This window comes from Cumulibacter manganitolerans, assembly GCF_009602465.1.
GTDB classification, from domain to species: domain Bacteria; phylum Actinomycetota; class Actinomycetes; order Mycobacteriales; family Antricoccaceae; genus Cumulibacter; species Cumulibacter manganitolerans.
The window spans coordinates 1-14155 of sequence record NZ_WBKP01000017.1 but is presented as its reverse complement, the minus strand read 5'-3'; the positions used below and the strand labels follow the sequence as shown (position 1 = coordinate 14155).

Genomic DNA, 14155 nt, shown 5'->3' with positions numbered 1-14155 from the left:
GGTTCGCCGGAGTGGAACAGGCTTGGGGGCGACGGCTCGTAGAGTACGCTGTTGGGTCCTGAGGGCTCGGACGGAAGTCACCCTCGGACTGGAACGAAGCGTTGAGCGCTTCGCTCGGGTCAGGACCGTTTCTGCGCTGAACTACGCCGGCTGGCGAAAGCAGCGAGCACAGAAGACGGGACCGCCCGTACCTTGAGAACTACACAGTGGACGCGAGCATCTTTGTGGCCAAGTTGATAAGGGCACACGGTGGATGCCTTGGCATCAGGAGCCGATGAAGGACGTAGGAGGCTGCGATAAGCCTCGGGGAGCTGCCAACCAAGCTGTGATCCGAGGATTTCCGAATGGGGAAACCCAGCAGGAGTCATGTCCTGTTACCCACGCCTGAACACATAGGGCGTGCGGAGGGAACGTGGGGAAGTGAAACATCTCAGTACCCACAGGAAGAGAAAGCAACCGCGATTCCGTTAGTAGTGGCGAGCGAAACCGGAAGAGGCTAAACCTATTGCGCGTGATAGCCGGCAGGCGTTGCGTAGTGGGGGTCGTGGGACTGCCTAGCTGTTTCTGCCGAGACAGCACAGAGTAAGAAAATCTCGTAGTTAGAAGAAAGCGTGTGGAGCGCGCTGGCATAGAGGGTGAGACCCCCGTATTCGAAAACTCGAGATCTCTGAGGCAGCATCCCAAGTAGCAGCGAGCCCGTGAAATTCGCTGTGAATCTGTCGGGACCACCCGATAAGCCTAAATACTCCCTGATGACCGATAGCGGACAAGTACCGTGAGGGAATGGTGAAAAGTACCCCGGGAGGGGAGTGAAATAGTACCTGAAACCGTGTGCCTACAAGCCGTTGGAGCCTTTAGGGGTGACAGCGTGCCTTTTGAAGAATGAGCCTGCGAGTTAGTCGTATGTGGCAAGGTTAACCCGTGAGGGGCAGCCGTAGGGAAACCGAGTTCGAATAGAGCGAATGAGTCGCATGCGCTAGACCCGAAGCCGAGTGATCTAGCCATGGTCAGGTTGAAGCGACGGTAAGACGTCGTGGAGGACCGAACCCACTTAGGTTGAAAACTGAGGGGATGAACTGTGGTTAGGGGTGAAAGGCCAATCAAACTCGGTAATAGCTGGTTCTCCCCGAAATGCATTTAGGTGCAGCGTCACGCGTTTCTTGCCGGAGGTAGAGCACTGGATGGCCTAGGGGGCCCAACAGCTTACCGAAGTCAACCAAACTCCGAATGCCGGTAAGTGAGAGCGTGGCAGTGAGACTGTGGGGGATAAGCTTCATAGTCGAGAGGGAAACAGCCCAGATCTTCAGCTAAGGTCCCTAAGCGTGTACTAAGTGGAAAAGGATGTGAAGTTGCACAGACAACCAGGAGGTTGGCTTAGAAGCAGCCACCCTTTAAAGAGTGCGTAATAGCTCACTGGTCAAGTGATTTTGCGCCGACAATGTAGCGGGGCTCAAGTACACCACCGAAGCTAAGGCATTCACGCAACATCCTGTCGTTTACGGCCAGGAGCGTGGATGGGTAGGGGAGCGTCGTGTGGCGAGAGAAGCGGCGGGGTAACCCAGCCGTGGACGCCACACGAGTGAGAATGCAGGCATGAGTAGCGAAAGCAGAGTGAGAAACTCTGCCGCCGGATGACCAAGGGTTCCTGGGCTAGGCTAATCCGCCCAGGGTAAGTCGGGACCTAAGGCGAGGCCGACAGGCGTAGTCGATGGACAACGGGTTGATATTCCCGTACCCGCGAAAGAACGCCCATGCTGAACAAGGCAATGCTAAGCGCCCGAGCTCACCGTGGTCCTTCGGGACCTAGTGTGGGGGAGCGCGCGACCCGAACCTTTAGTAGGCAAGCGATGGGGTGACACAGGAAGGTAGTCCTACCGGTTAGTGGTAGTACCGGAGTAAGGCGAAGCGCTGGTGTAGGCAAATCCGCACCGTCAAGCGTGAGAACCGATGCATAGCCGAATGAGGCGAATTGGATGATCCTATGCTGTCGAGAAAAGCCTCTAGCGAGTTCTTAGCGGCCCGTACCCCAAACCAACTCAGGTGGTCAGGTAGAGAATACTAAGGCGATCGAGATAACCATAGTTAAGGAACTCGGCAAAATGCCCCCGTAACTTCGGGAGAAGGGGGGCCGCGGCATGTGACGACACTTGCTGTTCGAGCATGTTGTGGCCGCAGAGACCAGCGAGAAGCGACTGTTTACTAAAAACACAGGTCCGTGCGAAGTCGTAAGACGATGTATACGGACTGACGCCTGCCCGGTGCTGGAAGGTTAAGAGGACGGGTTAGCACTTCGGTGCGAAGCTCAGAATTTAAGCCCCAGTAAACGGCGGTGGTAACTATAACCATCCTAAGGTAGCGAAATTCCTTGTCGGGTAAGTTCCGACCTGCACGAATGGCGTAACGACTTCTCGACTGTCTCAACTATGGACTCGGCGAAATTGCACTACGAGTAAAGATGCTCGTTACGCGCGGCAGGACGGAAAGACCCCGGGACCTTTACTATAGTTTGATATTGGTGTTCGGTTTGGATTGTGTAGGATAGGTGGGAGACTGTGAAGCAGGCACGCCAGTGTTTGTGGAGTCAACGTTGAAATACCACTCTGTTCAAATTGGATGTCTAACCTCGGTCCGTGATCCGGATCAGGGACAGTGTCAGATGGGTAGTTTAACTGGGGCGGTTGCCTCCCAAAATGTAACGGAGGCGCCCAAAGGTTCCCTCAGCCTGGTTGGCAATCAGGTGTTGAGTGCAAGTGCACAAGGGAGCTAGACTGTGAGAAAGACATGTCGAACAGGAGCGAAAGCTGGGACTAGTGACCCGGCACCGGCTAGTGGAAGCGGTGTCGCTCAACGGATAAAAGGTACCCCGGGGATAACAGGCTGATCTTCCCCAAGAGTCCATATCGACGGGATGGTTTGGCACCTCGATGTCGGCTCGTCGCATCCTGGGGGTGGAGTCGCTCCCAAGGGTTGGGCTGTTCGCCCATTAAAGCGGTACGCGAGCTGGGTTTAGAACGTCGTGAGACAGTTCGGTCCCTATCCGCCGTGCGCGTAAGAGTCTTGAGAAGGGCTGTCCCTAGTACGAGAGGACCGGGACGGACGAACCTCTGGTGTGCCAGTTGTTCCGCCAGGAGCACGGCTGGTTGGCTACGTTCGGTACGGATAACCGCTGAAAGCATCTAAGCGGGAAGCCGGCTTCAAGATGAGGACTCTCACCGGGTTAACCGGGTAAGGACCCCAGTAGACCACTGGGTTGATAGGCCGGAAGTGGAAGTGTGGCAACACATGGAGCTGACCGGTACTAATAGTCCGAGGGCTTGACCTCAAAGAATGATCTTTAATGGCATTGCTAAATGCCCGCGTCCACTGTGTAGCTCCCGAGGTGCGGTCTTTCCTGACCGACATCTCAATAGAGTTTCGGCGACCATAGCGAGAGGGAAACGCCCGGCTCCATTCCGAACCCGGAAGCTAAGCCTCTCAGCGCCGATGGTACTGCACTAGCGATGGTGTGGGAGAGTAGGACGTCGCCGGACAATTTTCCCGATAGGGGGCCACTTGCGTGGCCCCCTATCGTTGTTTCCGGGTGCACCAGCACCCAAATCGACAAGAGTGGAGCGTGGCAGCATGGCGCGCGATGAGCGAGACGATCAGGACCGCGCAGGCGAGCGGCGCCGCGACGGACGCGATGGAGCGGGGGCGCGTGGAGACGGCTCCCGCGGCCAGGACCGCGCCGGTCGGTGGAGCGGGGATCGTGGGCGTGGTCCGGCCGGCCGAGATGATCGCGGGCGGTCCGGGCGCTTCGACGGGGGCCGTGGCTCGTGGGCGCACGGGGAGGGTCGCGGAAGCGGCCGACCTGGTGATCGCGGACGCGATAGCGGCGGCTCCGGCGGACGACGCGATGACCGACGCCCCGAGTCCAGGGACGGAGCTCGCGACGCGCGCTGGGGCCGGGACGGCGGCTCGAGCCGGCCCTCGGGCGACTTCCGCGGCGAGGGACGCCGCTCCGGTGGCTTCGCGGGCGGTGATCGCGGGGGCCGGGGCTTCGGCGGTCACCGCAGCGATGCCGGTGAGTATCGCGGCTCGGGCGGCGGTACCCGCGGCCGTTCCGGTGACCGCGACTGGGGAGCGCGGCCCGTGGGCCGCGACGACGCGCGGTCCGACTCGCGCGGCGGCTTCGGTGGAGCAGCGCGCAGCAGCGGACGCCCGTGGCGGGACGGCAGCGATGCCCGTGGGCCGCGTCGGGACAATCGCGAGGGCTTCCGTGGCGCGCAGCGCGATGACCGCCGGCCGCGTCGCGACGATCGCGAAGGCTTCCGTGGCGCGCAGCGCGATGACCGCCGGCCGCGTCGCGACGATCGCGAAGGCTTCCGTGGCGCGCAGCGCGATGACCGCCGGCCGCGTCGCGACGATCGCGAAGGCTTCCGTGGCGCGCAGCGCGATGACCGCCGGCCGCGTCGCGACGATCGCGAAGGCTTCCGTGGCGCGCAGCGCGATGACCGCCGGCCGCGTCGCGACGATCGCGAAGGCTTCCGTGGCGCGCAGCGCGATGACCGCCGGCCGCGTCGCGACGATCGCGAAGGCTTCCGTGGCGCGCAGCGCGATGATCGTGGTCCGCGTCGCGACGATGGCGGGTTCGGCGGGTCGCGTGATGGTGTCCGGGGTCCGCGTCGCGATGATCGTGACGGTCCTCGAGGCGCGCGTCGGGACGACCGCGGCGGCTTCGGCGGTCCCCGAGGTGCGCAGGGCGCTGCCGGCCGCGAGGATCGCGCGGGGTTCCGCGGCCGTTCCGAGGACGGCCGCGGCTTCCGCGGCCGTGACGACCGCGGCGGTTTCGGTGGTCCGCGCCGCGACGACCGTGACGGCTACGGTGGTCCCCGTCGCGACGACCGGGGTGGCTTCGGCGGCCGCGATGATCGTCCGGGGCAGGGACGTGCTGAGCGAGGCAACCGCTACGGCGGTCGCGATCGGGCCGGATCGAGCGACCGCGACGTCTGGGAACGCCGCTCCGAGCGCGCGGCCGGCGAGGGCTACGACCGCCGTCGTCCCGAGCGGGAGGACCGACCGAAGGCGCCGCCCGTTCCCGACGGCATCGAGCCGAGCATGCTCGATCGCGCCGTCCTCCGGGACCTCAACACCCTCGGCCCCAAGGCGGACACGGTGGCGGTGCATCTCGTTGCCGCGGGCAGCCTGGTGGACGAGGATCCGCAGCGCGCGCTCGAGCACGCCCGCTATGCCCGCGACCAGGCCCCGCGGCTGGCCGCCGTGCGGGAGGCGGCCGGCATCGTGGCCTACCAGGCAGGAGAGTGGGCCGAGGCGGCGCGCGACCTCCGCGCCTGCCGCCGGATGACCGGCGACGCCGGCCATCTGCCGATCATCGCCGACTGCGAGCGCGCGCTCGGCCGCGCCGACCGCGCCATCACGCTGGTGACCGCCCCGGAGGCGGCCGCGCTGCCGCGCGCCGTCCAGGCCGAGCTGGTCATCGTGCACTCCGGTGCCCGGCGCGACCTGCACGAGGTGGACGCCGCGCTGCGGGTGCTCGAGAAGTTCGGGCTGGACCGCGCTCAGCAGCGGCCGTGGAACGCCCGGCTCTGGTACGCCTACGCCGACGCGCTGCTGGACGCCGGTCGCCGCGACGAGGCCCGCGAGTGGTTCGCGGCCGCCGCCGAGGCCGACACCGAGGGGGAGACCGACGCGGCAGAGCGCCTCGACGAGCTCGGCACCGCCGAGCAGGCGGGCGAGCCGGCCGACCCCGACAGCGGGTCTGCTGGGTAGCAGCGACGCCCGGCCGGGCCGCAGCACGACAGAGCGGGCTTTGTCGGCAGAAGCGGGGAAGTTTTCCCGCTTTCGCCGACGAGGCCCGCTTTCGTGTGGTTTCTCCCCAACCGGCCGCGGCTGTCCACAGGGCGCCGCCGGCGGCTTCCCGGCGCGGGCCACGGCCGACACACTCGTCGCAAGATTCCGGCGGTGAGAGATGAGGGCCCGCGATGAGCACGTCTGAAGGTTCCCCGGTCAACGAGGTCCGGCTGCGCGGGCGGCTGTCCGGCACGCCGGAGGTGCGGACGCTCCCGAGCGGCGACCAGGTCGCGGTCTGGCGGCTGGTCGTGCCACGCTCGGCGGACGGCGGTGCCGTGGACACCATCGACTGCGAGGGTTACTCCCGGGCCGTCATCCGGCTGGCGGGCGGCTGGCCGGAGAACGTACAGCTGGAGGTCGACGGGGCGCTCCGCCGGCGGTTCTGGCAGACTCCCGGCGGGGCCCGCAGCAGGTACGTCGTCGACGTGCGGGCGGCCCGACGAGTCCGCACGACCAAGGAGCGCGATGACCCCCGACCCGCTGTGCGAGCACTATGACGTGGGGCTGTTCGACCTCGACGGCGTGGTCTACGCCGGAAGCCGGCCGATACCGCACGCCGCCGACAGCATCGCCGCCGCGCGTCGCGCGGGCATGCGCGCCGGGTACGTCACGAACAACGCCTCTCGCACGCCGGAGGACGTCGCCGCGAAGCTCGCCGACGTGGGCGTCGAGGTCGACGTGGCCGAGATCATCACGTCCGCCCAGGTCGCGGCGCAGCTGCTCGCCGAGCGGCTGCGCCCCGGCTCCCGGGTGCTCGTGGTGGGCGACGTAGGGCTACGAGAGGCGGTCGCCGGCGCGGGGCTGGAGCCGGTCGACACCGCGGAGGTCGACCCCGGCGCCGTCGTGCAGGGCCACTCGCCGCACACCGGCTGGATCCTGCTCTCGGAGGCGACGATCGCGATCCGGGCCGGGGCGCTGTGGGTGGCCACGAACACCGACTCGACTCTCCCGACCGACCGCGGGATCCTGCCCGGCAACGGCGCTTTCGTGTCGGTCATCGGCAACGTGCTCGGGCGCCGGCCGGACGCCGTAGCGGGCAAGCCGGATCGCGCGATGCACCGTGCGTCGGTCGAGCGGACGGGCGCGCGACGACCGCTGGTGATCGGCGACCGGCTCGACACCGACATCGAGGGCGCGACGTCCTCCGAGTGCGACAGCCTGTACGTGATGACCGGGGTGAGCCGGCCGCTCGACGTCCTGCACGCCACGCCGGCCCAACGGCCGACCTACATCGGATCCGACCTGCGCGCGCTGCTGCGGCCGGGCCTGTCGATCGCGGACGCCGGACAGGCGGCGCGAGCGGGCCGGTGGCGCACCGACGACAGCGGCATCCGAGCCGGCGACGACCCGGCGGGGGACGACGACACCGCCGACTACGCGACGCTCGCCTGCGCGCTGGCCTGGACGGACCGGAGCTGCCGGCCGGCGGACGAGACCGCCCGCGCCGTCGCCGCCTCGTTGGGCCTGGCCGACGAGAGCTAGGCCGGGATGATCCTCGTCCCCTCCGAGCGGGACCGGTGGAGCGCCGCGGCGCGCGGTCGCGGATCGAGCGGCGCTACTTGAGCAGCTTGCGCAGCTTCATCATGTCGCCCATGCTGGCCTGCAGCTTGAGCTTGCCGGTGGCCATCGCCTTCATGGCGTGCAGCTCGCCGCGGCACAGCGCGATGAGATCGTCCGAGGTGAGGGTGAGCCGGACGTCGGCGGCCGGATCGCTCGCCACGTCGACATCGGACAGCCGACCGTCGATGAAGTGGCCCTTCAGGACGGTGTCCAGGTCGGTCACCGTCGCGCTGAACGATCGATCGAAGTCGATCTTCTCGTCCGAGTCGGCGATGTCCTTCGTGAGCTCGGTCAGCGCCTCGCGGCACTCTTGGAGGGTTGCCATGGGTGGGTCTGCGTCCTTTGCTCGTCGGCTGTGGGCCGTGACGAGCATAATCGAAGAATGACCTCCGACGAGCCAACCGCAGCACGTCCCGTGCCCAAGCCTCCGGCGACCGGGGCCGACGCCTGGAAGAACCGGCCGACGAGCTGCTGGCCCACCCCGGCCAGCATGGCCAAGGCTCGCGAGCACCGCGCCCCGCTGGACCCCGCGTACGGTGCGCCTGAGACCGCCGGTGCCGCCGAGTCGGCCGAGACCGCCGAGTCCGCCGGTGCCGCCGAGTCGGCCGGTGCCGCCGAGTCGGCCGGTGCCGCCGAGTCGGCCGAGCCCTCCGCGAACGAGGACTCCGCGGCCGCGCCCTCCGCGGACGTCAACTCCGCGGCCGAGCCCTCCGCGGACGAGGACCACCGCCGCGACGAGCGTCCGTCGCTGGCCGACGACCCACGGGTGCCCGAGCGCTTCCGGGAGACGGTGCGCCGGCTGGACGACGTCCCGGAGCGTCCGGTGACCGAGCACGCCGAGTCCTACGACGCCGTCCACCGGGACCTGCGTCAGGCCCTCGATGGCATCGAACGCACCGGCTGAGGCGGACCCCACCGGGCGGTTGGACGCGGCGCTGGTCGATAGGGGGCTGTCGCGGTCGCGGCAGACCGCCGGCGAGGCGATCCGCGGGCGCCGGGTGCGGATCAACGGCGTACTGGCGACCAAGCCCGCCACGCGCGTGCGGCGCGGCGACCAGATCGAGGTCGCGGCGGGCGACGGCGACCACCTGGTCTCCCGCGCAGCGCACAAGCTCGCCGGTGCCCTCGACGCCCTGGGCATCGACGTCCGCGGACGGCGCTGCGTCGACGTCGGCGCGTCGACCGGCGGGTTCACCCAGATCCTCCTGGAGCGCGGCGCCGCGCACGTCACCGCGATCGACGTGGGCACCGACCAGCTGGTCGCGGTGCTGCGCGACGACCCGCGGGTGACCTCGATGGAAGGGGTGCACGTCGGCCGCGACGACCTCGGTGCCGTCGCGCCGGCGCCGGTCGTGGTCGCGGACCTCTCGTTCATCTCGCTGCGGCACGTGATGGGGCCGCTCGTGTCGCTGGTCGCGCCCGGCGGCACGCTGCTGCCGATGGTCAAGCCGCAGTTCGAGGTCGGCCGCACGAACCTGGGCAGGGGTGGCGTGGTCGACGACCCCGGGCTGCATCGGGAGGCGGTCGCGCAGGTCGTCGCCGCGGCGGCCGGGTTCGGGTTCGGGCCGGTGGCGATCGTGACCAGCCCGCTACCGGGGCCCGCGGGCAACCTCGAGTTCTTCGTCCAGCTCCGCGAGGGCGAGCCGGACGCCGGGTTCGACGCCCTCTGGGCGGCTCGCGCGCCGCAGCCGTGACAGACTGGTCGCACCTGCCACGAGCACGGACCGAGCAGCGAGGAGAGCGGTGAGCAGCACACGGGAGTTCGCCCTGGTGACCCACTCCGGGCGAAACGACAGCATCGAGCTGGCCCGCGGCATCGTCACCCGCCTCACCGCGGCGGGCGTCTGCGTCAGCGTCCCGGACGAGGAGCTGGACATGTTCCCGGACGGCGCGGTCCGCCCCCTGCCGGTCCCGATGGACGACCCCGACGTCCCCGCCACCCCCGACGACCACCGGCCCGAGGTGGTGATCGTGCTCGGCGGCGACGGCACCTTCCTGCGCGCGGCGCGGTACGCGCGCCCGTACGGCGCGGCCATGACCGGGGTCAACCTCGGTCACGTCGGCTTCCTCGCCGAGACCGAGCCGGAGATGATCGACACGGTGGTCGACCGGCTGCTCGCCGGCGCGTACAGCGTCCAGGAGCGGATGACCCTCGACATCGACGTCTTCGACCCGGCTCGCCCGCACGCCAAGCAGCGCACCTGGGCGCTGAACGAGGCCTCCCTCGAGCGCACCCAGCGCGAGCGCATCCTCGAGGTCGCCATCGGCGTCGACGGGCACCCCGTCACCAGCTTCGGCTGCGACGGCGTCCTGTGCAGCACGCCGACCGGCAGCACCGCCTACGCCTTCAGCGCCGGGGGCCCGGTGATGTGGCCGCAGGTCGAGGCGATGCTGATCGTCCCCAACGCCGCACACGCGCTGTTCGCGCGGCCGCTCGTCGTCGCGCCGTCCTCGGTGGTGAGCGTCGACGTCGCCGACCGCGGGCAGGACGCGCTGCTCGCGGCCGACGGACGCCGGGTGCTCGACGTCCCCGCCGGTCACCGGGTCGTCGTGCGCGCCGGGCGGCAGCCGATCCGGATCGCGCGGCTCACCGACGCCGACTTCGCCGGACGGCTCGTGGCGAAGTTCCACCTGCCCACCACGGGCTTCCGCGACTCCTAGGCCCGTCGTGCTCGAAGAAGTCCGCATCCGCAACCTCGGCGTGATCGCCGACGCCACGCTGCCGTTCGGTCCCGGCCTGACGGTCGTCACCGGCGAGACCGGCGCCGGCAAGACCATGGTCGTGGCCGGCCTGACGCTGCTGTTCGGGGCGCGCTCGGACTCCACGCAGGTCACCCGCGGCGCGGCCGCCGCTGACGTCGAGGGCAGCCTCGTCGTCGACCCGGAGGGACCCGCCGCCGAGCGCTGCCGGGACGCCGGCGGGACCCTCGACGACGACCGGCTGATCCTGGCGCGGTCCATCAGCGCCGAGGGCCGCTCGCGGGCCACCGCCGGCGGCCGCTCGGTGCCGGTCGGCGTCCTGGCCGACATCGGCGAGACCCAGCTGACCGTGCACGGGCAGTCCAGCCAGCTGGCGCTGGCCCGGCCGGGCGCGCAGCGCGCGGTCCTCGACCGGTTCGGCGGCGCGGGGCACGCGAAGATCCGCACGGCGTACACCGAGGCGTTCACCGCCTGGCAGGACGCCGTGCGCACGCTGGCGGACCTGCAGCGGGACGACGCCGCGCGCCAGCGCGAGGTGGCGCTGCTGCGCTTCGGTCTGGAGCAGATCGAACGCGCCGCACCTCAGGAGCGCGAGGACGACGACATCGACGCCGAGGTGCACCGGCTGGCGAACGCCGACGCTTTGCGGCAGGTCGTCGCGACGGCGTCCGCCGCGATCGACGGGCCGCCCGAGGCGTACGACGCGAGCGGCGCCGACGCGCTGCTCGGCCAGGCCGGCCGGGCGCTCGCGGACGCCGGCGTCCCGGAGCTCGACACGCTCGCCGAGCGGCTCGCCGAGCTCGGCGTCCAGCTGCGCGACATCGCCGGCGAGCTGTCGGCGTACGGCGCCGGCATCAGCGACGACCCCGAACGCCTCGGGCAGCTTATGACCCGCAAGGCCGAGCTCAAGGAGCTCGTCCGCAGCTACTCGGGCTCCGGTGACGTGGCCGGCGTCCTCGCCTGGGCGGCCGACGCCCGCGACCAGCTGCAGCGCCTGGACGGCTCCGCGGAGCGCCTCGAGCAGCTCGCGGCCGAGCGCGACCAGGCAGCGCAGCGGGCCGCCGAGGCCGCCGCGGCCCTGTCGAAGGCGCGGACCGCGCTGGCCCGGAAGCTGCAGAAGCAGATCAACGCCGAGCTCGCCTCCCTCGCCCTCGGCGGCTCGCGGGTGAGCGTGCAGGTGACGACGCGCCCGGCGACCGAGGGGCTGCCGGCGCTACGGGTCGGCCGGGCGCTCGCCGGCGCGAACGAGTCGGGTACCGACCAGGTGCGGATCCTGCTGGCGCACGGCGCCGACGACCCCGGCCGGCCGATCGACAAGGGCGCCTCCGGCGGCGAGCTGTCCCGCATCATGCTGGCCATCGAGGTCGTGCTCGCCGGCACCGACCCGGTCGCCACCATGGTCTTCGACGAGGTCGACACCGGCGTCGGGGGAGAGGCCGCCATCGAGATCGGAAGACGGCTGGCGGCGCTGTCGCGCAGCCACCAGGTGGTGGTCGTCACGCATCTGCCGCAGGTGGCGGCGTACGCCGACCAGCACGTCAAGATCAGCAAGCGGGCCAGCGGCGGAGTGCTCACCAGCGGTATCGCCGCCTTGGGGGAGAAGGAGCGGCTCGACGAGCTGACCAGGATGCTCGCTGGCCTCTCCGACAGCGACTCCGGGAGGGCGCACGCGGCGGAGCTGATCGCCGCCGCCGAGCAGGACAAGAAGCGCGCGGCGCGGTAGCGCCGCTCGACCGGGCACTTCCAGCGGCCGCCGGAGGCGGCCCTCCGGTGACCGTCGAACCGCCTGAAAAGCGGTCGTAGATCACCATTACACGCGGCGAAAGGCCCGACAAATCCCGGGCAACCGGCGCGCTCGATGGAAGGATGGCGGGCATGAAGATTGCCACCATCCGCAAGGGACGACCGCAGCCGGCCAGTCCCAACGCCGAAGGGGTGGCTCGGCTCGATCGTCGTACCAAGAACCTGACCAAGCGGCTCAAGCCCGGTGAGGTGGCGATCATCGACCACGTCGACATCGACCGGGTGAGCGCCGACGCGCTGGTGGCCTGCGGTGTGTCGGCGGTCGTCAACGCCTCGCCGAGCATCTCCGGTCGCTATCCCAACCTCGGCCCCGGCATCCTGGTCGACGCCGGGATCCCGCTGCTGGACAACGTCGGCAAGCAGGTGTTCACCGACCTCAAGGAGGGCACCCGGGTCCGCGTCGAGGGCGACCGGCTGTACGCCGGCACCAAGGAGGTCGCCTCCGGGTTCCGCTACGACGACGAGTCCATCACGGCGGCGATGACCGAGGCCCGGGCCGGGCTGTCCACCCAGCTCGAGGCGTTCGCGGCCAACACCATGGAGTACATGAAGCGCGAGCGCTCGCTGCTGCTCGACGGCATCGGCGTCCCCGAGGTGCACACCGAGTTCCAGGGCCGGCACGCGCTCGTCGTCGTCCGCGGCTACGACTACAAGGAAGACCTCAAGCACCTGCGCTCGTACATCCGCGAGTACAAGCCGGTCCTCGTGGGCGTGGACGGCGGCGCGGACGCGCTGCTGGAGATGAAGCTGCAGCCGGACATGATCATCGGCGACATGGACTCGGTCTCCGACCACGTGCTCAAGTGCGGCGCCGAGGTCGTGGTGCACGCCTACCCCGACGGGCGCGCCCCCGGCCTGCAGCGCGTCCAGGACCTCGGTGTCGAGGCCGTCACCTTCCCGGCCGCCGCCACCAGCGAGGACATCGCGATGCTGCTGGCCGACGAGAAGGGCGCCGACCTGATCGTCGCCGTCGGCACGCACGCCACGCTCGTCGAGTTCCTCGACAAGGGCCGCGGCGGCATGGCCTCCACCTTCCTCACCCGGCTGCGGGTCGGCGGCAAGCTCGTCGACGCCAAGGGGGTCAGCCGCCTCTACCGCAGCCGCATCTCCACCGGCTCGCTCATCGCCATCGTGCTCGCCGCGCTGGTCGCCATCGCCGTGGCCATCGCCATCTCGGAGGCGGGACAGACCTACTTCGAGATTCTCATCGACAAGTGGCAGAGCTTCGTCTTCTGGGTTAAGGACCTCTTCTCGTGATCGATTTCAAGTACCACGTCGTCTCGCTGATCTCGGTGTTCCTCGCGATCGCGCTGGGCATCATCATCGGTACGACGGCGCTCAACGGCGGCATCGTCACCAACCTGCAGTCCAACGTCTCGGGCCTGAAGAACGACAAGCGCACCCTGGAGAACCGGGTCACCCAGCTCGACCAGGCGCTCACCAACAACAGCGGCTTCGACGCCTCCGTCGCCCCGCAGCTGGTCAACGGCGTGCTGAAGGACCAGAACTTCGTCGTCATCACCGCCGGCGACGCCGTGACCGCCGAGCTGCGCGACCCGATCATCAAGATGATGCAGGCGGCGGGCGGCAAGAACACCGGCGCGATCTCGCTCACCGACGGCTACACCGACCCCTCGCACGCCGACGAGATGCTCAAGTACGCCTCCAGCGACCTGCCCGCCGGCGTCAACCTGCCCGAGAGCAACGATCCCGGTACCGTGGTCGGCTCGCTGCTCGCGGCGATGATCGTCGCGCCGAACGGTGGCCCCGGCCAGCCCGCGGCGGCGATCACCACCGTGCTGTCCGGGCTGGGCAGCCTGGGCGTGCTCAAGGTCGACTCCACCGACATCCAGCCGGCGTCCAACGTCGTCATCGTCACCTCGGGAGCGCCCTCCAGTGACGCCAAGCAACGCAACCAGATGCTGCTGGCCCTCGCCTCCGCGCTCGACAAGGCCGGCGCCAACGTCGTCATCGCCGGAGACGACAGCGCTGCCGGCGCCAAGGGCCTCATCGGCGCGGCGAAGGCCGACGCCACCGTCGCGACGAGCATCTCGACCGTCGACAACGCCGACCGCGCCTCCGGGCAGGTCAACGTCGTGTGGGCGCTGAAGGCCGAGGACGGCGGCACGTCGGGGGCGTACGGCGCCCGCGCCGACGCCGACCCCATCGCGCCGGCGCCGAAGTAGCCCGGCGTGCCCAGCGAGATCCTGCGCCGCGCGGCGCTCGGCGCCGCCGGGGCGGC

11 protein-coding genes and 2 rRNA genes are annotated in these 14155 nt (G+C 69.2%); 11 read left to right on the top strand and 2 right to left on the bottom strand.

Annotated features, from left to right (window positions below):
• Positions 1-226: 226 nt before the first annotated feature.
• Together F8A92_RS08370 and rrf are read left to right on the top strand one after the other, a co-directional pair.
• Positions 227-3322, top strand: a 23S ribosomal RNA gene (locus F8A92_RS08370).
• A 91-nt stretch (positions 3323-3413) separates the two neighbouring features.
• Positions 3414-3530 (top strand): 5S ribosomal RNA (rrf, locus tag F8A92_RS08365).
• 34 nt (positions 3531-3564) lie between these two features.
• On the opposite strand, the gene F8A92_RS08360 is transcribed toward rrf, so the two are convergent.
• Positions 3565-5166 carry a hypothetical protein gene (locus F8A92_RS08360; RefSeq protein ID WP_153504714.1) on the bottom strand — a complete coding sequence of 534 codons (1602 nt, stop codon included), beginning with the start codon at positions 5164-5166 and terminating at the stop codon, positions 3565-3567.
• On the opposite strand from F8A92_RS08360, the gene F8A92_RS08355 reads away from it, so the two are divergent.
• From F8A92_RS08355 to F8A92_RS08345, 3 genes are all read left to right on the top strand, one after another.
• On the top strand, positions 5155-5769 hold the full coding sequence (locus tag F8A92_RS08355) for a tetratricopeptide repeat protein (protein WP_153504713.1): 615 nt from the start codon (positions 5155-5157) through the stop codon (positions 5767-5769). The two genes, F8A92_RS08360 and F8A92_RS08355, sit on opposite strands and share 12 nt — an antisense overlap.
• A gap of 212 nt (positions 5770-5981) precedes the next feature.
• Positions 5982-6347, top strand: coding sequence for a single-stranded DNA-binding protein (locus F8A92_RS08350; RefSeq protein WP_153504712.1), 366 nt, complete (start codon positions 5982-5984; stop codon positions 6345-6347).
• Positions 6316-7332, top strand: a complete 1017-nt coding sequence (locus tag F8A92_RS08345; protein WP_153504711.1) for an HAD-IIA family hydrolase — start codon at positions 6316-6318, stop codon at positions 7330-7332. Before F8A92_RS08350 ends, F8A92_RS08345 begins: the two co-directional genes overlap by 32 nt.
• 73 nt (positions 7333-7405) lie before the next feature.
• On the opposite strand, the gene F8A92_RS08340 is transcribed toward F8A92_RS08345, so the two are convergent.
• A complete protein-coding gene (locus F8A92_RS08340) occupies positions 7406-7735 on the bottom strand; it encodes an SCP2 sterol-binding domain-containing protein (RefSeq protein ID WP_194291415.1) in 330 nt (109 codons plus the stop codon).
• A 57-nt stretch (positions 7736-7792) separates the two neighbouring features.
• On the opposite strand from F8A92_RS08340, the gene F8A92_RS08335 reads away from it, so the two are divergent.
• The 6 genes from F8A92_RS08335 (at position 7793) to F8A92_RS08310 (ending at position 14099) form a co-directional block, all read left to right on the top strand.
• Positions 7793-8314 carry a hypothetical protein gene (locus tag F8A92_RS08335; protein WP_153504709.1) on the top strand — a complete coding sequence of 174 codons (522 nt, stop codon included), beginning with the start codon at positions 7793-7795 and terminating at the stop codon, positions 8312-8314.
• A complete protein-coding gene (locus tag F8A92_RS08330) occupies positions 8292-9104 on the top strand; it encodes a TlyA family RNA methyltransferase (RefSeq protein WP_153504708.1) in 813 nt (270 codons plus the stop codon). Before F8A92_RS08335 ends, F8A92_RS08330 begins: the two co-directional genes overlap by 23 nt.
• 49 nt (positions 9105-9153) lie before the next feature.
• The gene (locus F8A92_RS08325) at positions 9154-10071 is read left to right on the top strand and encodes an NAD kinase (protein WP_153504707.1); all 918 of its coding nucleotides are present in this window, start codon (positions 9154-9156) and stop codon (positions 10069-10071) included.
• Between the two features lie 7 nt (positions 10072-10078).
• Entirely contained in the window at positions 10079-11833 is a 1755-nt protein-coding gene (recN, locus tag F8A92_RS08320) for a DNA repair protein RecN (RefSeq protein WP_153504706.1), read from the top strand.
• Between the two features lie 152 nt (positions 11834-11985).
• Positions 11986-13170: a putative cytokinetic ring protein SteA gene (gene steA, locus F8A92_RS08315; protein ID WP_153504705.1), complete on the top strand. Its 1185-nt coding sequence runs from the start codon at positions 11986-11988 to the stop codon at positions 13168-13170.
• Positions 13167-14099 carry a copper transporter gene (locus F8A92_RS08310; protein ID WP_153504704.1) on the top strand — a complete coding sequence of 311 codons (933 nt, stop codon included), beginning with the start codon at positions 13167-13169 and terminating at the stop codon, positions 14097-14099. Before steA ends, F8A92_RS08310 begins: the two co-directional genes overlap by 4 nt.
• The last annotated feature ends 56 nt before the right edge of the window (positions 14100-14155 follow it).